General features: G+C 65.9%; 28 protein-coding genes. 7 read left to right on the forward strand and 21 right to left on the reverse strand.

Features of this window, described 5'->3' with window-relative positions:
- Positions 1–5: 5 nt before the first annotated feature.
- Genes BKA03_RS08535 through fabG form a run of 3 tightly spaced genes read right to left on the reverse strand, consistent with a single transcriptional unit; the run spans position 6 to position 2,032 of the window.
- A complete protein-coding gene (locus BKA03_RS08535; RefSeq protein ID WP_179397974.1) occupies positions 6–512 on the reverse strand; it encodes a SixA phosphatase family protein in 507 nt (168 codons plus the stop codon).
- On the reverse strand, positions 512–1,279 hold the full coding sequence (fabI, locus tag BKA03_RS08540; protein ID WP_179397975.1) for an enoyl-ACP reductase FabI: 768 nt from the start codon (positions 1,277–1,279) through the stop codon (positions 512–514). Before fabI ends, BKA03_RS08535 begins: the two co-directional genes overlap by 1 nt.
- Before the next feature lie 48 nt (positions 1,280–1,327).
- Entirely contained in the window at positions 1,328–2,032 is a 705-nt protein-coding gene (fabG, locus tag BKA03_RS08545) for a 3-oxoacyl-ACP reductase FabG (protein WP_179397976.1), read from the reverse strand.
- Between the two features lie 62 nt (positions 2,033–2,094).
- On the opposite strand from fabG, the gene BKA03_RS08550 reads away from it, so the two are divergent.
- Positions 2,095–2,955, forward strand: coding sequence for an SURF1 family protein (locus BKA03_RS08550; protein WP_179397977.1), 861 nt, complete (start codon positions 2,095–2,097; stop codon positions 2,953–2,955).
- 21 nt (positions 2,956–2,976) lie between these two features.
- Here BKA03_RS08550 and BKA03_RS08555 read toward each other — a convergent pair whose 3' ends face one another.
- The gene (locus tag BKA03_RS08555; protein ID WP_218856141.1) at positions 2,977–4,551 is read right to left on the reverse strand and encodes an ABC-F family ATP-binding cassette domain-containing protein; all 1,575 of its coding nucleotides are present in this window, start codon (positions 4,549–4,551) and stop codon (positions 2,977–2,979) included.
- A gap of 102 nt (positions 4,552–4,653) precedes the next feature.
- Here BKA03_RS08555 and BKA03_RS08560 point away from each other — a divergent pair, with 102 nt between their 5' ends.
- The 4 genes from BKA03_RS08560 to ypfJ are packed head-to-tail and all read left to right on the forward strand — an operon-like array spanning position 4,654 to position 7,615.
- Positions 4,654–5,298 carry a biotin transporter BioY gene (locus tag BKA03_RS08560; protein WP_179397979.1) on the forward strand — a complete coding sequence of 215 codons (645 nt, stop codon included), beginning with the start codon at positions 4,654–4,656 and terminating at the stop codon, positions 5,296–5,298.
- Between the two features lie 17 nt (positions 5,299–5,315).
- On the forward strand, positions 5,316–6,020 hold the full coding sequence (locus tag BKA03_RS08565) for an energy-coupling factor ABC transporter ATP-binding protein (RefSeq protein ID WP_179397980.1): 705 nt from the start codon (positions 5,316–5,318) through the stop codon (positions 6,018–6,020).
- Complete coding sequence (locus tag BKA03_RS08570; RefSeq protein ID WP_179397981.1) at positions 6,017–6,682, forward strand: energy-coupling factor transporter transmembrane component T family protein; 666 nt, start codon at positions 6,017–6,019, stop codon at positions 6,680–6,682. The genes BKA03_RS08565 and BKA03_RS08570 overlap by 4 nt, the downstream gene beginning before the upstream one ends.
- A gap of 21 nt (positions 6,683–6,703) precedes the next feature.
- The gene (gene ypfJ, locus BKA03_RS08575; RefSeq protein ID WP_179397982.1) at positions 6,704–7,615 is read left to right on the forward strand and encodes a KPN_02809 family neutral zinc metallopeptidase; all 912 of its coding nucleotides are present in this window, start codon (positions 6,704–6,706) and stop codon (positions 7,613–7,615) included.
- Here the strand turns inward: ypfJ and BKA03_RS08580 are convergent.
- The 9 genes from BKA03_RS08580 to BKA03_RS08620 are packed head-to-tail and all read right to left on the reverse strand — an operon-like array spanning position 7,612 to position 14,684.
- Complete coding sequence (locus tag BKA03_RS08580; protein WP_179397983.1) at positions 7,612–8,163, reverse strand: DUF1697 domain-containing protein; 552 nt, start codon at positions 8,161–8,163, stop codon at positions 7,612–7,614. The genes ypfJ and BKA03_RS08580 overlap by 4 nt on opposite strands.
- A 4-nt stretch (positions 8,164–8,167) precedes the next feature.
- A complete protein-coding gene (locus BKA03_RS08585; RefSeq protein WP_179397984.1) occupies positions 8,168–8,494 on the reverse strand; it encodes a metal-sulfur cluster assembly factor in 327 nt (108 codons plus the stop codon).
- 2 nt (positions 8,495–8,496) lie between these two features.
- Positions 8,497–8,964, reverse strand: coding sequence for a Fe-S cluster assembly sulfur transfer protein SufU (sufU, locus tag BKA03_RS08590; RefSeq protein WP_179397985.1), 468 nt, complete (start codon positions 8,962–8,964; stop codon positions 8,497–8,499).
- The gene (locus tag BKA03_RS08595) at positions 8,961–10,241 is read right to left on the reverse strand and encodes a SufS family cysteine desulfurase (RefSeq protein WP_179397986.1); all 1,281 of its coding nucleotides are present in this window, start codon (positions 10,239–10,241) and stop codon (positions 8,961–8,963) included. The genes sufU and BKA03_RS08595 overlap by 4 nt, the downstream gene beginning before the upstream one ends.
- A gap of 8 nt (positions 10,242–10,249) precedes the next feature.
- Positions 10,250–11,005, reverse strand: a complete 756-nt coding sequence (sufC, locus tag BKA03_RS08600) for a Fe-S cluster assembly ATPase SufC (RefSeq protein WP_179397987.1) — start codon at positions 11,003–11,005, stop codon at positions 10,250–10,252.
- On the reverse strand, positions 11,002–11,361 hold the full coding sequence (locus tag BKA03_RS08605; RefSeq protein ID WP_179397988.1) for a non-heme iron oxygenase ferredoxin subunit: 360 nt from the start codon (positions 11,359–11,361) through the stop codon (positions 11,002–11,004). Before BKA03_RS08605 ends, sufC begins: the two co-directional genes overlap by 4 nt.
- Before the next feature lies 1 nt (position 11,362).
- Positions 11,363–12,595 (reverse strand): Fe-S cluster assembly protein SufD, encoded by a 1,233-nt coding sequence (sufD, locus tag BKA03_RS08610; protein ID WP_218856012.1) that lies wholly within the window; start codon positions 12,593–12,595, stop codon positions 11,363–11,365.
- Positions 12,592–14,040: a Fe-S cluster assembly protein SufB gene (sufB, locus tag BKA03_RS08615; protein ID WP_218856013.1), complete on the reverse strand. Its 1,449-nt coding sequence runs from the start codon at positions 14,038–14,040 to the stop codon at positions 12,592–12,594. Before sufB ends, sufD begins: the two co-directional genes overlap by 4 nt.
- Complete coding sequence (locus BKA03_RS08620) at positions 14,037–14,684, reverse strand: helix-turn-helix transcriptional regulator (protein ID WP_179397990.1); 648 nt, start codon at positions 14,682–14,684, stop codon at positions 14,037–14,039. The genes sufB and BKA03_RS08620 overlap by 4 nt, the downstream gene beginning before the upstream one ends.
- Before the next feature lie 368 nt (positions 14,685–15,052).
- Between BKA03_RS08620 and BKA03_RS08625 the strand changes: the two genes are divergently transcribed.
- Both BKA03_RS08625 and BKA03_RS08630 read left to right on the forward strand, forming a co-directional pair.
- The gene (locus tag BKA03_RS08625; RefSeq protein WP_179397991.1) at positions 15,053–16,000 is read left to right on the forward strand and encodes a COX15/CtaA family protein; all 948 of its coding nucleotides are present in this window, start codon (positions 15,053–15,055) and stop codon (positions 15,998–16,000) included.
- A gap of 53 nt (positions 16,001–16,053) precedes the next feature.
- A complete protein-coding gene (locus BKA03_RS08630) occupies positions 16,054–16,617 on the forward strand; it encodes a YbhB/YbcL family Raf kinase inhibitor-like protein (protein WP_179397992.1) in 564 nt (187 codons plus the stop codon).
- A gap of 20 nt (positions 16,618–16,637) precedes the next feature.
- Here the strand turns inward: BKA03_RS08630 and BKA03_RS08635 are convergent, their stop codons facing one another.
- The 8 genes from BKA03_RS08635 to BKA03_RS08670 are packed head-to-tail and all read right to left on the reverse strand — an operon-like array spanning position 16,638 to position 24,695.
- Complete coding sequence (locus BKA03_RS08635; protein WP_179397993.1) at positions 16,638–17,297, reverse strand: NUDIX domain-containing protein; 660 nt, start codon at positions 17,295–17,297, stop codon at positions 16,638–16,640.
- A 13-nt stretch (positions 17,298–17,310) separates the two neighbouring features.
- The gene (pyrG, locus tag BKA03_RS08640) at positions 17,311–19,029 is read right to left on the reverse strand and encodes a CTP synthase (protein ID WP_179397994.1); all 1,719 of its coding nucleotides are present in this window, start codon (positions 19,027–19,029) and stop codon (positions 17,311–17,313) included.
- 48 nt (positions 19,030–19,077) lie between these two features.
- Positions 19,078–20,028 carry a copper transporter gene (locus BKA03_RS08645; protein ID WP_179397995.1) on the reverse strand — a complete coding sequence of 317 codons (951 nt, stop codon included), beginning with the start codon at positions 20,026–20,028 and terminating at the stop codon, positions 19,078–19,080.
- Positions 20,025–21,155 (reverse strand): putative cytokinetic ring protein SteA, encoded by a 1,131-nt coding sequence (gene steA, locus BKA03_RS08650; RefSeq protein ID WP_179397996.1) that lies wholly within the window; start codon positions 21,153–21,155, stop codon positions 20,025–20,027. The genes BKA03_RS08645 and steA overlap by 4 nt, the downstream gene beginning before the upstream one ends.
- Positions 21,156–21,159: 4 nt before the next feature.
- Positions 21,160–22,845: a DNA repair protein RecN gene (gene recN, locus BKA03_RS08655; protein WP_179397997.1), complete on the reverse strand. Its 1,686-nt coding sequence runs from the start codon at positions 22,843–22,845 to the stop codon at positions 21,160–21,162.
- Positions 22,846–22,848: 3 nt separating this feature from the next.
- Complete coding sequence (locus BKA03_RS08660; protein WP_179397998.1) at positions 22,849–23,694, reverse strand: NAD kinase; 846 nt, start codon at positions 23,692–23,694, stop codon at positions 22,849–22,851.
- Positions 23,691–24,512, reverse strand: a complete 822-nt coding sequence (locus BKA03_RS08665) for a TlyA family RNA methyltransferase (protein WP_179397999.1) — start codon at positions 24,510–24,512, stop codon at positions 23,691–23,693. Before BKA03_RS08665 ends, BKA03_RS08660 begins: the two co-directional genes overlap by 4 nt.
- Before the next feature lie 12 nt (positions 24,513–24,524).
- Entirely contained in the window at positions 24,525–24,695 is a 171-nt protein-coding gene (locus tag BKA03_RS08670) for a hypothetical protein (protein WP_179398000.1), read from the reverse strand.

The following is a 24,695-nucleotide window of genomic DNA, read 5'->3' on the forward strand; positions in this document are numbered from 1 at the left end:
GGCCGCTAAGCGGGCTTGCCGTCGACGACGTCGACGAGTCGAGCGGTACGGTGGTCGAGCCCCGCCCACGTGCCGTCGAACTCGAGGATCGCGGCACCCGACGTCGTCATCCCTTGGGCAACCTTCTGGAGCGGACGCTTCAGGGAACCCGGCCCTGCGAGCCACGCGGCCACGTGGGACGTCGTGGGCTCGTGGCCGACGACCAGAACCACCTTCGCGTCCCCCGCGCGCGTGAGCACGCTGAGGTAGCGCTCCCCTGCGGACTCATACAGGTCATCTTCGACGCGCATGGGCATATCGCCAAAGACGGTCGCCATGCGCTTAAACGTCTGCACCGTGCGGTTGGACGATGACACCAGGGCGAGATCCGGCACGACGCCCGCCTCGACGAGCCGCTCGGCTAACCGCACCGACGCCTCCCGGCCCTCGAGTGTCAGGGCACGTCCGTGATCGTCAAGCCCGGCCTGCGGCGCCTCCGCCTTCGCGTGGCGCACCAGCACGAGCAGAGGCACTACTGACCCATGGCGTGCACGCCGCCATCGACGTGAATCATCTCGCCAGTGGTGGCGGGGAACCAGTCACTGAGCAAAGCCGTGACAGCCTTCGCTGCGGGAACCGTGTCACTCGAGTCCCAACCAAGCGGCGCACGGCCGTCCCACTTGCCCTCCATCTGGTCGAAGCCTGGGATGTGCAGGGCGGCCGTGGTCTTGAGCGGGCCCGCTGAAACGAGGTTGCACCGAATGCCCAGAGGGCCAAGGTCGCGTGCAAGGTAGCGGCTGACGGCCTCGAACGCCGACTTGGCCACACCCATCCAGTCGTACACGGGCCACGCATAGCGGCCGTCGAACGTCAGACCGACAATTGATCCGCCGCCAGTCATGAGCGGCAGCGTCGCGCCGGCCAGGGCCTTAAGGGAGTACGCCGAGATGTGCATCGCGACGGCGACATCGTCCCATTGGCCCGTCATGAAGTTGCCGCCAAGAACCGATCCGGGCGCGTAGCCGATCGAGTGCACCACACCGTCGAGGTGAGGAACGTGTTCACGCACCGCATCGGCGAGGGTCGCGAGCTGCTCGGGGTTGGTCACATCCAACTCGACGGCCTGCGCCTCGACGGGAAGCCTGCGGCCCATCGCCTGCGTCACCTTGAGCGTGCGCCCGACGCCGGTCAGCAGCACGGTCGCGCCCTGCTCCTGGCACAAGCGCGCCACGTCAAACGCGATCGACCCCTCCGTGAGTACTCCGGTGACCAAAATGTTCTTGCCTTCAAGAATGCCCATGATTCCTCCGTGCGAAAGACTACGTGGTCAAGCTACCCGTGAAAGAACTCAGTGGCCCATGCCCAGGCCGCCGTCGACCGGCAACACCGCGCCGGAGACATAGCCTGCCGCATCGGACGCCAAAAAGACCGCAGCCGCAGCGACCTCGCTTGCCGCGCCGAAACGCCTGGCCGGGATCGTGGCCTCGTATTGCTTGACGACGTCCGCGGCAAGCTCCGCCGTCATATCGGTCGTGATGAAGCCTGGCGCAATGACGTTCGCGGTGATCCCGCGGGATCCCACCTCGCGGGTAATCGACCGCGCCATCCCGACGAGCGCCGACTTGGACGATGAGTAGTTGACCTGACCGGGGTTTCCCATGAGACCTACCACCGAGCCGATCAGCACGATGCGGCCGTACTTCTCGCGCATCATCGAGTTGACGGCGCGGCGGACGGTGCGGAACGTGCCCGTGAGATTGACGTCGATGACGGACTCGAAATCCTCGTCGGACATGCGCATGAGCAGCCCGTCGCGCGTGATGCCCGCGTTCGCGATGAGCACCCGCACCCGTCCGTGCGCCGCCTCGAGTTCGTCGAATGCCGCATTGACGGCAGCGGTGTCCGTCACGTCCGCGACGGCTCCCGTCACGCCGTCGGGAAGGTCCCCGCCCCTGTAGATCGTCGAGACCGTGTCGCCATTCGCCACGAAGGCCTCGGCGATGGCACGGCCGATGCCGCGGTTTGCTCCTGTCACTACCACGTGTCGAGTCATGCGCCCAAACTAGCGGATGCCCCGCGCAAGGAGCGCCTCGCGACGCCCGTACCATCGGGAGTGTGACCGCCACTTCCGACCGCGAGACACACCCAACCGTGCGTCCCGCCGCTTACGCGCCGCGCCGAATCGCGCTGACCGTTGTGATCGTTCTTGCGCTCATGGCAATCGGCTTGGTGGCGGGGCGGTGGCAGTGGGGCCGCTACGAAACGAAGTCGCACGCTCTTCACGCCCAGCAGGCGGCGACCGGACTGCCCACGGTTCCGCTCGAGTCGATCATGACGACTGCCGACACGGGTCCGGGAGCTGCCGACTGGCGCAAGGTGACGGTCACGGGAGTGATTGATCAGAAGGATCTGGTGCAGTTGCGCGGCCGCACGATCGACACCAACGCGACGATCCAGTATCTCGCCTGGATTCACACGTCCCCAAAGGGTCAGGCGGTGTTGCTGAATCTCGGATGGACGTCCCGGACCGAGCCGACCGCTCCCAGCATTCCCTCCGGGGTGGTCACCGTGACCGGAACCGTGCGCGCGTTTGATTCAGACAACGGCAGGCCAGGCACCCGCATCACCCCCGCGCAAATGAGCGGCGCCAACGGCAACATCCTCGCCGCATACCTGATGGTCGATTCCGCTTGCGGGGGCAGCGGCTGCCTTGACGGCGTAGCGCCGGTGCCACTTCCTGAGCTGTCCTTGGGCCCCCACTTGAGCTATGCCATGCAATGGTGGCTCTTGCTCGTGGCGTCGGCCCCCGTCGGCGTGTGGCTCACGGTCCGCGACGCGCACCTCGAACGCGAACGCCTCGGCGGTAACGGTGCGCCCGTTCCCGAAGAGCAAAAGAAGGATGTCGAGGTCGAGGCTCTCCGCCGCCCTGCGAAACGCACTCGCCCGAGCGACGAAGATATCGAGGACGCGCTCTAGCGCCCTTCCGTGTCCCGACCGTCAGGCCATCGACACGAGATCGCCGTACGTCGGGTTCCACAGGTCCTCGACCGCGTCGGGCAGAAGCAGCACCTTGTCGGGCTGCAAGGCCTCGACGGCGCCCTCATCGTGGGTCACGAGCACCACGGCACCCTCGTACGTCTTGAGGGCGTTCAGGATCTCCCTGCGGCTCGCCGGGTCAAGGTTGTTGGTCGGCTCGTCGAGCAGCAACACGTTCGCTTGGCTCACCACGAGAGTCGCGAGCGCGAGTCGCGTCTTTTCTCCGCCCGACAGCACGCGCGCTGGCTTGTCGACATCGTCTCCCTGGAACAGGAACGAGCCAAGCGTCCCCCGCACCTCCGAGTCATTGAGGTCGGGAGCGGCGTGACGCATGTTCTCGAGCACCGTTTGATCCAGGTCCAGGGTGTCGTGCTCCTGCGCGTAGTAGCCCATCTTGAGACCATGGCCGGGCTCGACCTGGCCGGTGTCGGGGTTCTCGACGCCGGCGAGAAGCTTGAGCAACGTCGTCTTCCCCGCGCCGTTGAGGCCGAGGACGACGACGCGCGTGCCCTTGTCGATCGCTAGGTCGACATCCGTGAAGACCTCGAGCGAGCCATAATTCTTCGACAGGCCAGACGCGCGCAGCGGGGTCTTTCCGCAAGGGGCAGGCTTGGGGAAACGCAACGCGGCGACCTTGTCCTGAACACGCTGGGCCTCGGTGCCTGCAAGCAGCCGCTCGGCGCGCTTGGCCATGTTCTGGGCCGCGACGGCCTTGGTGGCCTTGGCGCGCATCTTGTTGGCCTGCTCCATGAGCGCCGCGGCCTTCTTCTCGGCGTTGTCGCGCTCGCGGTGCCTGCGCTTCTCATCGTCCTCGCGCTGCTTCAGGTAGAGGTCCCATCCCAGCGAGTACTGGTCGAGCTCTCCCCTATTGGCGTCGAGGTGGAACACCTTGGTGACGACCTGACGCACGAGTTCAACATCGTGAGAGATCACGATGAGGCCGCCAGGGTAGTTCGAGAGGAAGTTTCTGAGCCACACGATCGAATCGGCGTCGAGGTGGTTCGTCGGCTCGTCAAGCAGCAGCGTTTCGGCGTCGGAAAAGAGAATTCTCGCGAGCTCTACGCGCCGACGTTGGCCGCCGGAGAGGGTGCCAACGGGCTGGCCGAGCACGCGCTCATCGAGGCCGAGGTTGGCGGCGATTCGCGCGGCCTCGGACTCCGCCGCGTACCCACCAGCGGCCCTGAATCTCTCCTCAACCTTCGGATAGCGGTCCATCGCCCTCTCCGCGACCTTCGGGTCCCCGCTGGCCATGCCGTTCTCGGCGTCGCGCAGTTTCGCAATGATCTCCTCGAGGTCCCTTGCGGCCAGGATGCGATCGAGCGCTCGTTGTTCGAGGTCTCCTGTGCGCGGGTCTTGAGGAAGGTATCCGACCGTGCCCTTGTGGGTCACGGAGCCATGAGAAGCGAGACTCTCACCCGCAAGAATCTTGGTTAGGGTGGTTTTACCAGCACCATTACGCCCGACGAGGCCTACGCGGTCACCCTTGCCGATGGTGAAGGTGGCTGGGTGGAGCAGCACGCGAGCGCCGATTCGCATCTCGACCTGCTGGGCGACAATCACAATAAATCCTTACGAGAGAGGGGGTAGAGGGACGGGTCGAGTATCGTAGCCGCCAAGCCATTATCCCAGGGAGTCCCCATGCCCATTCGTCACGCCCTTTCAACCACCAATATTGCGCTCATCGCGGTCTTCGCCGGCTTGGTTGCCGCGTCGACGCTGTGGCCGGGTGCCGAACTCGTATCCGGCGTGCCGATCACGCTCCAAACGCTCGCCATCTTGCTCGCGGGCGCCGCCCTCGGGCCGTGGCGAGGAGCCGCGGCCGTCGCGCTCTACCTCGTGGTCGGCACCGCGGGAGCGCCGATCTTCGCCGGCCGCGTCGGAGGCTTCGCGGCCTGGGCGGGTCCCACCGCTGGCTTCCTCGGCGGATTCGTGCTCGCGGCCTTCGTGACCGGCTGGCTCGTGCGCCGAATGCGACTTCGCGGCCAGCTCACCACCACGGGAATCATCGGCGCGTGCGCCGTCGGCTCGCTCGTGGTGCTCAACCTCATCGGTTGGGGATTCTTCTCGTTGCGTCTCCACACCTCGCTCGCGGACACTGTGACCTTCGCCTCTCCGTTCCTCGCGGGCGACATCATCAAGGTGTTCGTTGCGGGCAGCGCCGCGGCGGCCGTCCATCGCGCCTACCCGCAACTCCTCGGCTCGGTACGCTCCACTCCCTCCGCGGCCGACTCCTCGGCCCTCGTGGCCACTGGAACGAGCGCTGGCAGTAAGTCGGGCGCGTAGCGCCTAGCCTTGACCCCATGATTGAGTTCAAGGAAGCGGCCGTCGTCGCGCCCGATACGGGCGTTCCCATTCTCCACCCGACGACACTCACGCTCGATGAACCACGCATCACCATCATCGGCGCGAATGGGTCCGGCAAGTCGACGCTCGCGCGCCTCATCAACGGTTTGGCGCTTCCCGTTTCCGGATCGGTGCATGTCGACGGCCTCGACACCCGCAAGCACGGGGCTCTCGTGCGGCGCAAGGTGGGTTTCCTCTTCACGGATCCCTCGGCGCAGCTCATCATGCCCACCGCGCTCGAGGACGTCATGCTGTCGCTCCGGCGCGTCATCCGATCCAAGAACGAACGCGTCAAGGCCGCCATGGCGGCGCTTGAGGACATCGGCCTTGGCGACAAGGGCGACGTGTCCGTCAACGCCCTTTCGGGTGGCCAGAGGCAGCTCCTTGCGCTTGCGGGCGTGCTCACCGCGACCCCCCTGGTGGTGGTCGCCGACGAGCCGACGACGCTTCTGGACTTGCGTTGGAAGGCCCACGTTGGCGCCCTGCTGCAGGCCCTCCCTATCCAGCTCATCGAGGTCACTCACGACCTGGAGGCGGCCACGAAGGCCCAGCGCACTCTGGTGATCGACGAGGGATCGGTCGTCTTCGACGGGGATCCCTCCGACGCGGTCGCCCACTATCGCAACCTGATGTTCCGTAAGACGAGGGAGCCAAACGCGTGAATCCGGCCGTCGGGTCCTACAGGGCGGGTGCCTCGCCCCTGCACCGCCTGCCCGCCTGGTCCAAGGTTCTCGCGTTGTTTGCGTGGGCCGTGGTGACCATGATCATCACGGATCCGGTGACCGCCATCGGCCTGTGTGTGGCGGCACTTTTGCTACTCATCAGCATTCTCCCTCCACCAAAGCCGACGCTCAAAGCACTCGGCTTCATCCTGTTCGTTGCGGCCATGACAGCGTTCTACCAGGTGTATCGGGGATACGTTGACGCCGGCATCGACATCGCCGCCGACCTCGTCGGGCTTTTTGCTCTCTCCCTCGCCGTCACCGGCTCGACGTCGATGAACGACATGCTCGACTTCGCGACCCGTCTCGCGCGCCCGTTCCGACGCATCGTTCCGCCCACGATTCCCGGCCTCATGTTCGCCATCATGCTTCGCACCATTCCGGAAATTTCGAGAATCATGCGCGAGTCGAGAGACGCCGCCAGGGCGCGCGGAATACGGCGCAACATGACGGCGCTCATGATTCCCACCGCAACTCGCACCGTCGGATTTGCCCTCGACCTCGGCGCGGCTCTGCACGCGCGCGGCATCGGAGACGAGGCCCTGGCTGACGCTCCCAAGCGCCGACGCATCCGCCTGACGGCCCCCGCAAGCACCGAGTAAGTTGAGGCGCGAGGAGGCATCATGAGTTTCAACGAGGGAACCAGGCTCGACCCCAACCGTGTTCAGCGCAGGGGCCCAGGCGGTGCCACGGGCGGCCTGGCGATCGGAGGCGGCGTTGGCGGCCTCATCATCGTGATCCTCGCGCTGATCCTCGGTTTTGACCCGTCGCTATTCAACCTGGATGCGGGCACCTCCGGCACTGGGGGCAACCAGGGCGTCCAAGACGTGACCGCTCAGCAGGACTTCAACGACCGTTGCATGACGGGCGCTTCAGCAAACAAGTATGCGGACTGCCGCGTGCTCGCCGTCGTCGAGTCGCTCGACGCGTATTGGGCCGATGCTCTTCCGGCCGCGGGCTTCTCGCACGAACTCCCTGGAATCGTGGTCTTCGACCGGTCCACGCCCACCACGTGCGGAACCGCGTCGTCGTCCACCGGTCCGTTCTACTGCCCTCCCGACCAAACCCTGTACGTCAACACGACCTTTTTTGACTCGTTGTCCCAGTTCGGCTACCAAAACGGCAATCTTGCCGAGGCATACGTCGTGGCACACGAATACGGTCACCACATCGAGAACGAGCTCGGCATCTTCGATATCGCGAATCGCTCGGGCTCCGGCGCGAACTCCGATTCGGTCAAGGTCGAGCTCATGGCGGACTGCCTCGCGGGCGTCTGGGTGGGCCACGCCGCCACCACGCCAGATCCCGATACCGGCGTGCCGTTCCTCAAGCCCGTCACGCAGGATCAGCTCGACAACGCCCTCGCGGCCGCGGCGTCCGTTGGCGACGACAGGATTCAGCAGACAATCCAGGGCGAGGTCACCCCGCACACGTTCACGCACGGCACGTCCCAGCAGCGCACGGACGCGTTCACGACCGGTTACACCAACGGCACCGTGGCGGCATGCGACACGTTTGGAGTGGTGGGCAGCTAGGGCTCCACAAGCATTCCGACCAGCGTGGTGCACGTGCGCCAGTTGCGGATGGTCATGCCCTTGTAGAGCGGGCTGCTCATGACTCTGGAGAGCTTGCTCTTGGTGCGCTCGGCCGACAAGCGCCTGAAGTAGACGACGTTTGTTCCCGCCCACGCCGTATCGACACCCTCGCGGATGCCGAATTCGGGCAGCGCCTGCTCGCCTGTGAGTCCTGGCATGAGGAATGCGACGTCGTAGTGGTAAGCGTCCGGCTGCGCACCAAAGCCCTCGGGGGCATCGGAGACTGCGGCCCGCAACGTCTCGGAGGAAAGCGTGAGGACCACGGTGTTGACGCCATACTCGTCGGCGAGGACTCCCTCTACGGCTCGCGACACGCGCGACTCGTCCTCGCCGGGCGCCGCCAGCACCACATTGCCGGATTGAATATAGGTGCTGACCCCGCCGTACCCGCGTGCGCTAAGGGCGTCGCGCAGGCGCGCCATGGGCACGGGGTTCTTGCCACCCACGTTGATGCCGCGGATGAGCACCACGTGCGTGGGCGCGCTCACGAAATCAGACGTTGAAGCCGAGTGCCCTCAACTGCTCGCGGCCGTCGTCGGTGATCTTGTCCGGGCCCCACGGCGGCATCCACACCCAGTTGATCCTGAAGCCGTCCACGAGGCCCTCAAGGCATTCGCGCGTCTGGTCCTCGAGCACGTCCGTGAGCGGGCACGCGGCCGACGTCAGGGTCATGTCGATCACGGCGTGCTGGTTCTCGTCAAGCTGCACGCCGTACACGAGCCCCAGGTCCACCACATTGATACCCAGCTCGGGGTCGATGACATCGCGGAGAGCCTCCTCGATGTCCGCCACATTCGCGGGGGTCGTCGTTTCTGCCATAGTCACGATCCTTCCGTGCCGACGGTGGCACGCACGATCGCGTCGCGCAATGCCACCCAACTGAGCAGCGCGCACTTGATGCGCGCCGGGTACTTTCCCACGCCGACCAAGGCCGTGGCATCATCGAGGAGGTCGTCCCGCTCGTCGCCGAGCAGTTCTCCCCTGTGGTGCATGAGCGCCATGAAGGCCTCCATGGTCTCATCCGCGCGGCGCAGATCCGCACCATCCATCAGTTCAGTGAGGATCGACGCCGACGCCTGGGAAATCGAACAACCCTGGCCCTCCCACGAGACCGACGCGAGCTTGTCGCCATCGAGGGCGACACGCACGGTGATCTCGTCGCCGCACGTGGGGTTGACCTGGTGTGACTCCCCCACTGAGGAGGCATCGAGGACCACGAGGCCGCTGCCGTGACGCGCCCTCGCGTGGTCGAGGATGACCTGCTGGTACATCTGTTCGAGGTCGCTCATGAGCTCATTCCAAAGAAGGGTCGCACCGTGGCGAGGATCTCGACAAAGAGCCTAGCCTCGTCCTCGGTCGTGTACACATGGGCGCTCGCACGGGTCGAACTCTGTGCGCCGAGTCGCCGGTGTAGGGGCTGGTTACAGTGGTGGCCGACGCGCACGGCGATGCCAGCATCGTCGAGCACCTGGCCCACGTCGTGAGAATGCACTCCGTCGACTACAACTGCCGCGAGACCGAGCACGTCGAGGGTGTCTGGATCCCCCACGGGGCCCAAGAGTCGCACTCCAGGAAGCTCGCTGACGCCCCCGCGCAGGATGTGCCCAATGCGGCGCTCGTGCGCGGCCACGTTGTCCATGCCAAGTGCCATGAGGTATTCGGCGGCCACGCCCATGCCCACCGCCTGCGCGACCGGCTGCGAGCCGGCCTCGAAACGGGTGGGCGCTTGCGTCCAGGTGGTCTCCTCGAGGGTCACGACCTGAACGGTCCCTCCCCCAAAGATCGATGGCGGCAACGCATCAAGGAGGGCTCCACGCCCCCATAGGGCGCCGATGCCGGTGGGACCGAGCATCTTGTGCCCGGAAAACGCGGCAAAGTCGACGCCGAGCGCGGCAAAGTCAACAGGGATATGCGGAACGGACTGGCAAGCGTCCAAGAACGTGAGCGCACCCACCTCGCGGGCCCGAGCCACGATGGGCGCAACGTCGGTGACGAGGCCCGTGACGTTCGAGGCGTGGGTGAAGGCGACGAGCTTGGTCGTTTCATCCACGACCGTGGCGAGCTGCTCGAGCCGCATGCGCCCCTCGTCGCCGACCTCTATCCACCGGAGGGTCGCGCCGGTGCGAGCGCACAACTGCTGCCACGGGATCAGGTTGGCGTGGTGCTCGGTCTCGGTGACCACAATCGAGTCGCCCGGGCCGATCCGGAAGCGGGCCGACTCCGCGCCGCCGATCCCTGCCGATGCGTTTGCCATGCCGTTTGCCACGAGGTTCACGGCCGCCGTGGCGTTTCCCGTCCACACGATCTCGCGGTCCTCGGTCGCACCCACGAGGCGCGCCACGGACGCACGAGCGCCCTCGAAGAGCTCGGTGGCCTCCTCGGCGAGGAGGTGCGCGCCGCGCTGGACCGCGCCATTGTGATGGGTCTCGAAGTCGGCGACGGCGTCAAGCACCTGCTGGGGGCGCTGCGACGTCGCGGCCGAATCGAGGTACACCAGGGGCTTCCCGTTCCGCACCGTGCGGGTGAGAATCGGGAAGTCGGCCCTGATATCGGTGAGCGCGCGCATCGGAAGAGTTACGCCTCCACGAGGAAGCGGTCGTAGCCCTCTGCCTCGAGCTGGTCGGCCAACTCGGGGCCGCCCTCTTCCGCCACCCGGCCATTGACGAACACGTGGACGAAGTCGGGCTTGATGTAGTTCAGGATCCGCGTGTAGTGCGTGATGAGCATGATGCCAAGGCCCGTGTTGTCCTTGACGCGGTTGACGCCCTCGGACACGATGCGCAGCGCGTCGACGTCGAGACCTGAGTCGGTCTCGTCGAGGATCGCCATCTTGGGGCTCAGGAGTTCCATCTGCAGGATCTCGTGGCGCTTCTTCTCGCCGCCGGAGAAGCCCTCGTTGACGTTGCGTTCGGCGAATGTGGGGTCCATGCGTAGGGCCTCCATCGACACCTTGACGTCCTTGACCCACGTGCGCAACTTCGGTGCTTCGCCCGTGATGGCCGTCTTGGCGGTACGCAGGAAATTGGACACGGAGACGCCCGGAACTTCGACGGGGTACTGCATCGCAAGGAACAGGCCCGCCTTGGCGCGCTCGTCGACCGTCATGGCAAGCACGTCGGCGCCGTCAAGAGTGATGGTGCCCTCGGTGACGGTGTACTTGGGGTGACCCGCGATCGAGTAGGCCAGGGTCGACTTGCCGGAGCCGTTTGGCCCCATGATCGCGTGGGTCTCGCCCGACGAGATCGACAGGTCGACGCCCTTGAGGATCTCCTTGACGCCCTCGGGGGTGTCGACGGTGACGTGCAGGTTCTTAATCTCCAGGGTGCTCATGCGTTCTCCTTAATGCCGGAAGTAATGGGGTTGTCGACGTCTACGAGCACACGCTCGCCGTCGATGTGGACGGGGTAGGCGTCGACTGGGTCGATTGCGGGGAGTTCTGTTGCCTCCCCCGTGCGCAGGTCGAATCGCGCTCCGTGGGCCCAGCATTCAACCTCGCAGCCGATGATTTCGCCCTCGGCTAGCGACACCTCGCCATGACTGCAGATGTCGTTGATGGCATAGAACTCGCCGTCATCGGAGCGGGCGACCGCGACAGCGACCTCGCTGCCGTCGGCGGCGGTGAGGTACGACTGAACCAAGGTGCCTGGCTTGAGGTCGGAGACGTTGCACGCGAATTGTTCGCTCACGTCACTCCTCCCCCGCCGCACGCTGCTCGCTTGCAACTTGCTCGAGCTCGGCGTCGATCGCAACCATCAGGCCCTTCTCGACCGACTCGACGCCGATCTCGCGGATGAGGTCCGCGAAGAATCCACGCACCACGAGCCTGCGGGCCTGCGCCTCGCTGATTCCACGCGAACGCAAGTAGAACATCTGCTCATCGTCGAAGCGACCGGTGGCCGACGCGTGCCCTGCGCCAGCGATCTCGCCCGTCTCGATCTCCAGGTTGGGGACCGAGTCCGCGCGGGCGCCGTCGCTGAGCACCAGGTTGCGGTTGAGTTCGTAGGTATCGGTGCCCTCCGCCGCGGCGCGAATGAGCACGTCGCCGATCCACACGGTGTGCGCCTTGGCACCTGCGAGCGCGCCCTTATAGGTCACGCGCGAGGTGCAATGCGGCGCCACGTGGTCGACGAATAGCTGGTGCTCTTGGTGCTGGCCCGAGTCGGCGAAGTACAAGCCGAACAGGTCGACGCGCGCACCCTCGCCCGCGAGGGCGACGGACGTGTTGAGGCGCACGACCTTGCCGCCCAGGGTCACGACGGATCCGCGTAGCCTGGCGTCGCGGCCGAGTTTGGCGACGACCTCGCTCACGTGAATGGCATCGGCTTCCCACTGCTGGACGAGCACGAGGTTGAGTCCCGCGTTCTCGCCCACGTCAACCGAAACGAATTCGCCGTAGTTGCCGGAGCCGGTGCGCGTCACTACGACGGTGGCCTCCGCGCCCGCGCCGATCTCGAACAGCAGGTGGCCGCGAACGTCCTCGCCCTTGCCCGACATGCCGATGACGATCGGTTCCGCAACCTGTGTACCAGGGGCGATGCCCAAAGACATGGCGCCGTTTGATCGGGCCACCGCCACGGCCGACGCACGGTCGCCCGGTGCGCGCACGGAGCGGAGCGACGCCTCACCTGCGGGGACGTTGGTGAAGGTCACGCCTTGGGGAAGGGTGGGAACGTCCCACACGAGGCCACCCTCGCCGCCATCGAGAGAGAGCAGCGGGGCGATCGTGCGCATGGGCGTGAAGCGCCAGTTTTCCTCGCGACCGTTCGGCACTCCGAAGGCCTCGGGGTCAAAGGACATGAGGCGTTCGGCGCGCGACTTGTCCGGCACGATGGTGCCGTTGTACTTCTGCCCGTGAACGTGGGCAGCGTCGGCCGTGGCCTGCGAGTGGTCTGTCACTAATGACTGCTCCGTCGTGCTCAACCGACTGATCCTTCCATTTGCATTTCAATGAGACGGTTCAGCTCGAGCGCGTATTCCATGGGCAGTTCGCGCGCGATGGGCTCCACAAACCCGCGCACGATCATGGCCATGGCCTCGGTCTCGGCCATTCCCCTCGACATCAGGTAGAACAGCTGTTCCTGGCTCACGCGAGACACCGTCGCCTCGTGACCCATGCTGACGTCGTCCTCGCGCACGTCCACGTATGGGTACGTGTCGGAGCGGCTGATTTGGTCGACCAACAGGGCATCACACAGCACGTTGGACTTCGAGCCCTTGGCACCCTCAAGCACCTGCACGAGTCCGCGGTACGACGTGCGCCCCCCGCCTCTGGCGACCGACTTGCTCACGATGCTCGACGAGGTGTTGGGCGCGGCGTGAACCATCTTGGCGCCGGCGTCCTGGTGCTGGCCCTCGCCGGCGAAGGCGATCGAGAGGGTCTCGCCCTTGGCGTGCTCGCCCACCAAGAAGATGGCCGGGTACTTCATTGTCACCTTGGAGCCGATGTTTCCGTCGACCCATTCCATGGTCGCGCCCTCGTGGGCGACGGCACGCTTGGTCACGAGGTTGTACACGTTGTTCGACCAGTTCTGGATGGTCGTGTACCGCACGCGTGCGTTCTTCTTGACGATGATCTCGACGACGGCGCTGTGCAGTGAATCCGACGTGTAGATGGGCGCCGTACAGCCCTCGACGTAGTGCACGTACGAGCCCTCGTCGGCGATGATCAGAGTCCGCTCAAACTGGCCCATGTTCTCCGTGTTGATGCGGAAGTATGCCTGCAGCGGGATGTCGACGTGGACGCCCGGCGGGACGTAGACGAACGACCCGCCCGACCAGACGGCCGTGTTGAGAGCAGCGAACTTGTTGTCTCCCACGGGGATGACCGTCCCGAAGTACTCCTCGAAGATGTCCGGGTGCTCACGCAGCGCGGTGTCGGTGTCCAGAAACAGGACGCCCTGCTGCTCGAGGTCCTCACGGATCTGGTGGTAGACCACCTCGGACTCGTATTGCGCCGCGACGCCCGAGACGAGGCGCTGCTTCTCGGCCTCGGGGATGCCCAACTTGTCGTACGTGCGCTTGATGTCGTCGGGCAGGTCGTCCCAACTGGTGGCCTGCTTCTCCGTCGAGCGCACAAAGTACTTGATGTTGTCGAAGTCGATGCCGGTGAGGTCGCTACCCCACGTGGGCATCGGCTTCTTGCCAAAGAGGCTCAGACCCTTGAGGCGGATGTCGAGCATCCACTGAGGCTCGCTCTTGAGCGCCGAGATGTTACGCACGACGGCCTCGCTCAGTCCACGTTGGGCACTCATGCCCGCCGCGTCGGAGTCGTGCCAACCGAACTCGTAGTTTCCGAGCGAGGCGATGGTTTCGTCTTGAGTCATGGGGGTAGCGATGGGGGTGTCAGTGGGGGTGCTCATCGTCATCCTTCCTTGAGGGCGGGTGTGAGCGGGATGGTGGTCGTGCAGACGTGCGCGCCCTGGGCGAGCGTTGACAAGCGTTGAACGTGAACTCCGAGCACGCGAGAGAAGGCCTTGGTCTCCTCTTCACACCACTCGGGGGTGGCCTGGGCGATCTCTTGAACGGGGCAATGTCCCTGGCACAGTTGGAGGGTGTAGCCGCCCGGACCTGGGCGAACTGACGTCGCGTAGCCCATGGCCGCAAGGGCATCGGACAGCGCGCCGACGCGGGCGGCGACCGGCGCGGTCTTGTCGACCGCCCCTGTGATCTTGTTCTCGAGCCGGACGCCGTGCTCCGCGACAAAGGCGGCGAGCTCTCCCCTGGCCTTGAGGAACTCCATGGCGTCTTGAGCCACGTCCGAGTATGCGGACTTGAGCGCGCGCTGGCCCTCGGGGGTCGCAACGAAGGCCTTGGCCGGCCTGCCGCGGCCGCGTTCGATCGGGCCTGCGACCTCATGGTCGGCGATGAGTCCGTCGTCGGTGAGCGCGGAGAGGTGCCTGCGCACGGCGGCGGGCGTGAGTTCAAACTTTTCGGCGATGGTCGCAGCCGTGATGGGGCCTGCGGACACGATCAGGCCGAGCACTCGCTCACGCGTGGTGTCCGTCGCCATTGCGTCTCCTTCCGGCTGTTGTTCCGCACCTCCGAGCGCTCAAAAGAACGTCCTCGGGTGGGTCTAAAAGATTAAACAACAGTGTCGTGCCGAAAATGCCCGCGCGCAAGCAAGGTAAGCCTTACTTGGGGTGGGCCCGAAGGACGATGGCGGGGAAGTCGCGGGCCGCTTCGGGTACGTCACGTCCTCTTGAAGGCGCCTCAGCACACGTATGGGGTACGCGGCGTCCCCATGTGGCGCGACGTACGCGACCGTGGGCAAGCGTTGACCCACTGGGGCGCGATGCCGCACCGTTGCGGGTACGTGGTGACCCACTATGGGACGGCAAGGCACACGAGACAAACCTTCGTCCCTCATAGACTGGCCACGTGACTATCGAGGCTCCCGCAACCACCGTCCGCCGACTCGCCCGCTTCCGCAACTTCCTGGGGCGCCATACGCGCGGGCTCACGATCGCGAACATCTTCGCCCAAGGCGGCATCATCGTGACTGGCGGCGCCGTGCGCCTCACCAGTTCCGGACTCGGTTGCTCCACGTGGCCAGAATGCGAGCCGGGCCACTTCACGCCCGAGGCCTTCAACGCTTCCAACATCCACCCCTACGTCGAGTTCGGCAACCGCACCCTGACCGGGGTCCTGGGCGTAGTCACCGTCGCGCTTGCCATCGCGATGTGGAATAGCAGGCGCGAGCTGCGCTGGTGGGGCCTTCTCCCCCTGCTGGGTGTCATCGGCCAGGCGATCCTTGGCGGCATCGTCGTGCTCGCCAAACTCAACCCGGTCCTGGTCTCTCCCCACCTGTTGCTCTCGATGGGTCTTGTATGGCAAGCCGTGTGGCTCGCGCTCAGGTTCCGCGACGCACCCCGCCGCGAAAGCCGCATCTGCATCAAGAAGGCCTTGCGCACCAGCGTGTTGCTGTTGGGCGCTGTACTCGTCTTCGGCACCTTGACCACTGGCGCGGGCCCGCACTCGGGCGATGCCGCGGCCACCCAACGCCTGGGCCTCGACCCCACCGAGGTCGCGAAGGCGCACGCCGGAGTGGTGTGGGTCTTCATCGCGGTGCTTGCCTACTTGATTTGGAAGGTGCGCAAAGACCGCTCGGAGGGAGCCCACGACGAGGTGCGCAAGGCGTGGGTGGTCCTGGTCGCGGTGACGCTGGCCCAAGCGGCTATCGGCTACATCCAGTTCTTCACCGGTCTGCCGGAACTCATCGTGGGAATGCACCTCGCTGGGGCTGCCGCGTTGACTGCCGCCCACTCCGCTGCCTACTACCTCCTCAAGCGGGACCGGTCAAAGGTCCGCGCCCAGGCTACTTCGTAGGCGCTGCGAGCGACCCGCTTGCGGATCGCTCCACGCGAAGCCACTCTGAAGCCATGAGGCGTCACATCGGATCGGCTCTCGTCATAACACTGCTGGTCGCCGGGTGCGGCACAACCGCCGATGACGCGGGCGGAGTCCAGGCCTCCCTCACCGTCACGAGCGACGACTTCGCGAACGGCACCGAGCTGCCGGCCTGGGCGACGGCCAACGCCCTCGGCGGTCAGTGCACCGGGGACAACACGAACCCCGAACTGACGTGGGAGTCACCATCCGCCGCCACTGAAGGCTTTGCATTGACCCTGATCGACCCCGACGCCCACAACTTTGTGCACTGGATGCTGGCCGACATTCCGGCGTCGACCACAGCGATCGCCCGCGGCGGATCCGATGCCGTGAGCGGCGTGGGCGGCAAGAGTTCCCTGTCCTCAACGTATGACGGCACGTACTTTGGACCCTGCCCTCCCGGCCCCGATCACCACTATGTGTTCACCCTGTACGCGCTGGATGCGCCGCTCAACCTCGAGCAGGGCTTCTCGCTGGCGGACCTCAAGGACGCGATGAGGGGCCACGTGCTCGCGGAAGGAGCTCTCACAGGCCTGCGGTCGGGGCCCGCGTAGGTTCGCGAGGCGCGGGTTCGCTAGACGTTGTGGCGGCGCCGGTCTTCTGGTGCAAGCAACCACTTGGCGTCTGCTGGGCGCAAGGTCGACCAGTTTGATCGACGCGCGAGGTCTGCGGCCATAGCGCCGACCACGAGGGATGACGCGTGCACCCTTCCGGCGGCGATTGCGACCAACACCTCATCGAGAGGCACCCACGCGCCCACCATGTCTCTTTCCTCATCGGTACGCACGTGTCGATCGGCCTCGGGCACCTCGGTCAAATCCCTCGCGAGGAAGACCCTCACCGCCTCCGAGCTACCGCCGCCCGAAGGGAAGAAGTCGGCCAGTACGTGCCACGTCGCAGCGGTAAGGTCCGCCTCCTCATGAAGCTCACGCTTGGCGGCCTCGACCGGCGGCTCGTGCACAACGTCGAGCAACCCTGCAGGCGGCTCCCAGCACTCGACCCCTACGGGGTGGCGGTACTGCCTCACCAGGTACAACTCGTCGTTCTCGTTGAGCGCGACGATCACCACGGCGCCGGTGTGCTGCACAAAGTCGCGCGTCACTTGAGAGTGACCCAGGTCCACCTCGTCACTGACGAGATTCCACACGCGGCCTTTGAAGCGCTCGTGCCGAGCCAATATGGGTAGCGGCGCCACCACATCGGCCAGCGGACCACCACCGGGAAGTTCTCTCACGTGAGAAGTTCCGTCACGCGAGAGAGGCGGATGCGGCGGCGGCAGCGTCGGTCGCTGTCTGGGCCGCGTCGGCCGTCGCACGCTGGCGCTCAATCGCCGCGGCAATGAGGCCAGCGAACAAGGGGTGCGCCTTGGTCGGTCGCGACAGGAACTCCGGGTGCGCCTGCGTGGCCACGTAATACGGATGTGCGTCGCGCGGCAGCTCGATGAACTCGACCAACTGCCTGTCGGGTGACTCGCCGGAGACCACCAGGCCAGCGTCCTCGAGCCGCGCCCTGTAGGCGTTGTTGACCTCGTAGCGGTGGCGGTGACGCTCGCCCACTGTCGTGGCGCCATACGTCTCTGCAACCACGGAACCGGGCTGCAAAACGGCCTGATAGGAGCCGAGACGCATCGTGCCACCCATGTCGCCCCTGCCGTCGACGATCTCCAGTTGTTCCTCCATGGTGGCGATCACGGGGTACGGCGTCTCGGGATCGAATTCAGAGCTCGACGCCCCAGCCAACCCCAGAACCGTGCGCGCATACTCCATGACCATGACCTGCAGGCCGAGGCAAATGCCCAGCGTCGGCACCTTGTTCTCGCGTGCCCACCTGGCCGCGCCGATCTTGCCATCGACTCCACGCACGCCAAAGCCGCCGGGAATCAGCACCGCGTCGACGCCACCGAGCGCCTTGTTGGCGCCCTCCTCGGTCTGGCACGTGTCCGAAGCCACCCAGCGAATGTTGACCTTCGCGTTGTGGTGGAAACCACCAGCTCGCAGCGCCTCGCTCACGGACAGGTAGGCATCCGGCAGGTCAATATATTTGCCGACCAGAGCGACCTCGACGTGCCCGGCCGGGTGATGGACACGACGCAAGACGTCGTCCCACGCACCCCATTGCACGTCGCGGAACGGCAGGTCGAGCCGACGCACCACGTAGGCGTCGAGGCCCTCGGAGTGCAACACCTTGGGGATGTCGTAGATGCTGGGAGCGTCCACGGCGTTGACCACGGCCTCGACATCGACGTCGCACATGAGCGCGATCTTGCTCTTGAGCGCCGCAGGCACGGTTCGGTCGGAACGCAGCACGATCGCGTCGGGCTGAATTCCGATGCTGCGCAGTGCGGCGACCGAGTGCTGCGTCGGCTTGGTCTTGAGTTCGCCGGAGGGGCCGATATACGGCACGAGCGAGATGTGGAGGAAGAACACGTTGTCGCGGCCGAGCTCGTGCCGCACTTGCCGGGCCGCCTCGAGGAACGGCTGTGATTCGATGTCGCCCACCGTGCCGCCCACCTCGGTGATGATGACGTCGACGTCGGGGCCCGCTTGGGCTCGCATGCGGCGCTTGATCTCGTCGGTGATGTGCGGGATGACCTGCACCGTGTCGCCGAGGTACTCCCCGCGGCGCTCCTTGGCGATCACCTGCGAATACACCTGGCCCGTGGTGACGTTGGAGGTGGCGGACAGCTTCACGTCCAGGAAGCGTTCGTAGTGGCCGATGTCGAGGTCCGTCTCGGCCCCGTCCTCGGTCACAAAGACTTCGCCATGCTGGAACGGATTCATCGTGCCCGGATCAACGTTGAGGTACGGATCCAGCTTTTGCATCGTGACGCGGATGCCGCGCGATCTGAGAAGTCGACCGAGGCTTGAAGCCGTCAGGCCCTTCCCGAGTGACGAAACGACGCCACCTGTAACGAAAATGTGCCTGGTGACATGGTCCGCACGGGACTCAAAACGAGATCTCTCCACGGGCTTCGAGAGTATCACCCCTTTTGCCCCTCCGGGCGAGGTGGCACGCTACGGAACGGCAACGATGTCGAGCCCAGCGGCCGTTCCGTACGTGCCGGATCCGCCTGAATCCTGCTCCTTGAGTCCCATGACGATCTCCGCGGCGGTGATCTTCGGCTCGGAAATCACGACAACACTCGGGCGTGTCGACTCGGGTGTGTCGGCCGCTGCCGCGATTGCATCGCTCGCCGTGGCCGGAATGCTGTCCGATGTCGCTCCAGAGCCGCCAGCGGCTTCTCCACCCACGACTATCTCCGTAGCTCCAAGGTATTGCTCCCATACGGTCGCGGCGGCGTTGACGGCCGCGCCTGCGCCCTTGGGGCCCTCGGCCGTGACGATCACTAAGGCGTCGACCCCGCCGGTCGCCGGGTGGTCGAGGGTAAGGATATTGGCGCGATTCAGTACTTCGAGCAGCACTGCCTGGTTGGGGACGCCCTCGGCCACAGTGCTGGCTCCCGTCGCATCCGATCCGGCGGACTTTGCGGTACCGCCTGGCTGTGCGCCAGGCACCATTGCCTGAACGATCGCGTGTTCGAGGACATCGGTAGCGCCGAGACCCTCGACGCCCACAATGGACGCGGACATCTGCGTCGCCAGTTCGCCCCTGAACGACGACTTCGTGGGGTCCCACCAGTCCGCTCCCAGACGCCCCGTCGCTTCGACCGTTGCGCCGCCTTGCTCAAGGGCCGACGTCACCTGGTCAACGGTCTGTGCGGGGGTGCCGTCCGTGATGAGAAGCGCCACTCGCATCCCGTCTATCCGCCGCGTCACCGCGGCGTCGCCAATGGCGGCGAGCCACTTGTCCCTCGTTGCCATGTCGGCTTCCATCTGAGCGACTTGAGCGGTGGTCGTCGCGCTCGTGTTCTCCGCCTGCTGGCTCCTGGGCGCAGCAAGTCCGACGACGACGCCTACACCGAGGGCGGTCGCCACGAGGGCGCCAGCGACGATCCTGCCGCTCATGAGCCACCCACCAGCCGCTCGACGGCGGCCCTGACGACGGGATGGAGGCTCAGAGCGGCTGCAAGCGATGCCGCCGCGATGAGCACCAAGAGCCATCTCTGCAGCCGAGACCAAGGCGAGCGGTGCAGGCGAGCGAGCATCCGGCCATCGATCCACGCTGGTCCCGCTGCGAGTCGGGCGAGGACCGAGGAGGCGCCGCGGTGCGAATCGACAAGGTCTGCAAGCGAGGACTCGATCCCGACCGTGGCGATCATGCGTGCGCCTGCAGAGGCCGCGATCGCGACCGCAAGGTCTTCGGACGACAACTGCGACTCGCTCGCCACATGCCGCACGCCAAGAGAGCCCAGGCGCGTCGCCGCGACGGCCAGCGACTCCCCGTGGACCACCACCTCCTTGGCTCCCGCGAGAACTTCGTCCGACACTCCGTCGAGTGGGCCGACGATCACGTCAATCTTGTGATTCTCCGCGACCGCGTCGGCCGCATCTCCCGTCACCACCACCACGAGGTTCAGGTCTCGAATCGCGCCCTTGAGCGCCTTGAGCTGCGGCCGAAAGCCGGGACCCGCAGTCACCACGAGTGCGTCCCTGTTGCTCAGATCCAGTTCGAGTGCCGGCACGGATCGTCCCTCGACAAGCGCAGGTCCATCCCTGTGAATCAGGTCAAGCGCACTGGCCGCCAGTTGAGGAATTCGCAAACCGGCGCCCGGCATCGCGGCGGCGAGGCGTTCCTTCACGAACTCTGTGTCAACGACGACGCCCTCGAAGGTCGTTCCGCCAATCGTCACGGTCGCTCCCCCATCGGCCGCGGCAAGATCGATCGTGACCGTCTCACCGTCGGTTGCGGCAAGGACTGCCCTGTCATCGATGTCGACGAGAGCAATGCCCCGGGACGCCAAGCTCTCGGCGCCCCGTGCCTGGAAGCGGCCCGTGATGGACGAGCTCGCATTGATGATGCACCCGGGAGAACGGTCCGCGAGCATCTCCGCAGACGCGGCGTCAAGGTCCGCCCTGTCGATGATGGCGATGTCGCCCTTGCGAAGCCTGCGAGACAGAGTCCGCGGATCGTGGCCGACGCGCACAACGCCTGATACCGACGACGCGCCTACGGTGGAACGGGAATGCTTCATCCCGTCATGGTGCCACGCGAGCGGCGTCGATGAGCTCAAGAGCGTGGGCGCGCGCCGTGACGGATTCCTCTTCGCCAGACAATAGGCGCGCGACCTCGCGCACCCGATCGTCTCCTGCGACCTCGATCACGTGGGAGACGGTGACGGCGCCGTCGGAGGCCTTCGTCACCACCACGTGCCTGTCAGCGTAGGCCGCGACCTGCGCCAAGTGCGTCACGACGATCACCTGATTGTTCCGCGCGAGCGCCGCGAGGCGTTGGCCAACCGATTGCGCGGCCTTGCCGCCGACCCCCGCGTCCACCTCGTCAAAGACGAAGGTGTGCGACTGCTCGCCAGCCCCCGCAAGCGTGACCTCGACCGCCAGCATGATTCGAGAAAGCTCGCCGCCCGATGCCGCGTCTGCGATGGGTCGCGCGGGCGCGCCGGGGTGGGCTGAGAGAAGCCACGCGACGTCGTCGGCACCGTGAGGCCCTGGCTCCTTGTCCGTCACGCGCACCTCGACGGTCGCGTCGGGCATTGCCAGTTCGGCAAGTTCCGCTCCCACGCTGACCGACAATCGCTTGGCGGCCTCGCTTCTTCCTGCGGTCAGAAGTGCCGCGCTCTCGACCAAGGCGACCCGCGCGGCCTGCTCCATCGCCCTCGCGTTGCCGACGACGCCGTCCCAGTCCGCGCCTTGAGCCAGGTCGGCCTCGATGCGCTCGCGCAGCGCGACCAGTTCGTCCGCGCCGCAAGCGAAGCGCCTCTCGAGCCCCGCAAGCGCGGAAAGCCTCGAGTGCACGGCGTCGAGCCGCGTGGGGTCGGCGTCGAGGCCGTCCAGATAGGACGCAAGTTCCTGAGCGACGTCCGCCGCGCCATAGGCGAAGTCGGCGACCCTCACCGCCATTGCCCCCAAGACGGGGTCGTAGCCGCCACCGTCTGCAAGCGCGCGTCGGGCCGCCTCGAGCGCCGATGCCGCGGTCACTGCCGCGTCTCCCGCGAGGGCATCGTGAGCCAAGGCCGCGTCCGTACGGAGCGACTCAGCGTGGGACAGCACCTCCGCCTCGGCGGCAAGCCCCGCCTTCTCCCCGCGTTGCACATTGCCCGCCTCGAGCGCGACGAGATCCTCACGCAGCCTGCCCAAGCGCTCCCTTTCGGCTCCCTCCGAGTCCTCGAGCCTCGCGAGCCTCTCAAAGGCGTCACGCCATGCGGCCCATGCCGTGCGGTATTCGTCCAACACGCGCGAGTGGGACGAGCCCGCGTAGGAGTCGAGTGTCTCGCGCTGCTTGGCAGGCGTCCGCAAGCGCACCTGGTCGGCCTGGCCGTGAACGGTCACCAGCTCGGCGCCCAATTCGGCGAGCAGAGCCTGCGGGACCGTGCGTCCACCAAGGATCGACCTGGAACGGCTCGCGGCGCCCACGGTGCGGACCACCGTCACTGTTCCGTCCTCGTCGACGGTCGCGCCAGCCTCCAGTGCCAGCGCCCTCGCCCCAGAGCCCTCCGGCAGGTCGAGCACGGCCTCCGCAGATGCCTCCGCCGCACCGGTACGCACGGCGTCCGGGGTCGGCTTACCGCCCAAAATCAAGTTCAGACCGGTGAGGATCATCGTCTTGCCTGCGCCGGTCTCACCCGTGACGACGGTGAGTCCCTCGCCAAGGGTGACGCGCGCGCCAGCGATCACCCCCAGTGACGAGATAGACAGTTCATGAAGCATGCTTCAGGCCCCCGATGCACGATTGGCGCCGCGCCAGCCCTCGGTGTCCAGGCCGAACTTGCGCACGAGCCTTTCCGTAAACGGGGCGTCAGAGGTGCGCGCGAGCCGCACCTTGTCGCTGCCGAGCCGCACCTCGATACGAGCGCCCCTCTTGGCCACGATCGTGTGGGCGCCATCGAGCACCACCAGCGCCTCGGCGGACGAGCGCTCGAGTACCTCAACCGTGAACCACGACGCCGGCCCGACGACCAACGGTCGCGAAAATAGTGCGTGCGCAGCGAGCGGAACCAGGAGGAGAGCATCGACGTCTGGCCACACGACGGGCCCCCCGCCCGAAAAGGCGTGAGCGGTCGATCCGGTGGCCGTCGAGATCACGATGCCGTCGCAACCGAAACTCGACAAGGCCCTGCCGTCGACGCCCACCGCGACGTCCAGGGTCCGCAAAAGCTCCGATCGCTCCACGGTGGCCTCATTGAGGGCCCATCCGCTATCTACGGTGCCTTCGGGCTGACGCACGATGACTTCGACCGTGCGGCGCTCGTCAACTTCGTATTCGCCCGTTGCAAGCTTGTCGACAGCGCGAGACACGTCCTCGCGCTCTAGTTGAGCGAGAAATCCCACGTGGCCCATGTTGACGCCCAGAAGCGGTGCGCCCGTACCGTGCACCTCGCGAGCAGCTCGAAGCATCGTGCCATCGCCGCCGAAGACGATCGCCGCATCGATGCGCCCGTCGCCCTTTTCGGTACACGATTCGATGCCACGCTCGGCGAGCGCAACCCGCGCCACCTCTGCGGCCTCGAGAGTCTCGGGCCTGAAGGGGTTCGAGACGATCAGAATGCGGCGATTCATGGTCTTCCTTTGACGGTTGTGGCGATTGCCTTGGCCAGCGCCTCTTCGTCGAGCACTGGCTGTTCCGCCACGCCCCTAGCCTGCCATGACCGGCGGACCCACACGAAGAATTCCACATTGCCGCTCGGTCCCGGAAGCACACTGCGCTCGAGGGCGACGATCTCAAGGCCCTCACGCATGGCCGCGTCGCACACCTTTCTCACGGCCGCGATCCTATCGACGTCGCGTGTCACGACCCCGTTCTTGTCAAGGCGGTTCCGTCCCACCTCAAATTGGGGCTTGACCAACAGGACGAGGTCGCCGCGCAACGCCGTGACCGCCACGAGAGGGCCGATCACGAGCGTGAGGGAGATGAACGAGAGGTCCGCCACGACCAGGTCTGCACCGGAACCCGGAGATCCCGCCTCGAGTTCGCGGACGTTCATTCCCTCGATCGAGGTGACACGTGGGTCGTCACGCAAGCCGGGCACGAGTTGGTCGTGACCCACGTCAATCGCGGTCACATGGGTGGCGCCTCGTTCGAGCAGAACCTGCGTGAAGCCTCCGGTCGACGCACCAGCATCCACCGTGCGTCGGCCTTCGACGACAAGCCCAAGCGCCGAGAAGGCATCGAGGGCACCGATCAGCTTGTGTGCCGCCCGCGAGACGTACAGATCAATTCCGTCCGCGAGGGTCACCTCGGCGTCAACTCCGATCACCCGACCGGGACGTCGCTCACACTCGCCGTCGACAAAAACGTTCCCCGTTGTGATGAGATCGTGTGCGTGAGAACGCGATCGCGCTAAACCCCGCGCGGTGACCGCGCGGTCAAGCCGCATGGCGGCTCGGGCTCAGGACTCCTCGCGCAAGCGCGAGGTCAGTGAGTGCTGAATCTTGTCGAAAAACTCCGCCTGTTCCTCAAGGTCCTCTGGGACCTCGGTGACGGCCTCGAGCGCCTTCTCGACCTCAAGCGGATAGTGGACCTCGCCCAAGAACTCGCGAATGTCTTCGAACTTACTCAT

This window comes from Demequina lutea, assembly GCF_013409005.1.
GTDB classification, from domain to species: domain Bacteria; phylum Actinomycetota; class Actinomycetes; order Actinomycetales; family Demequinaceae; genus Demequina; species Demequina lutea.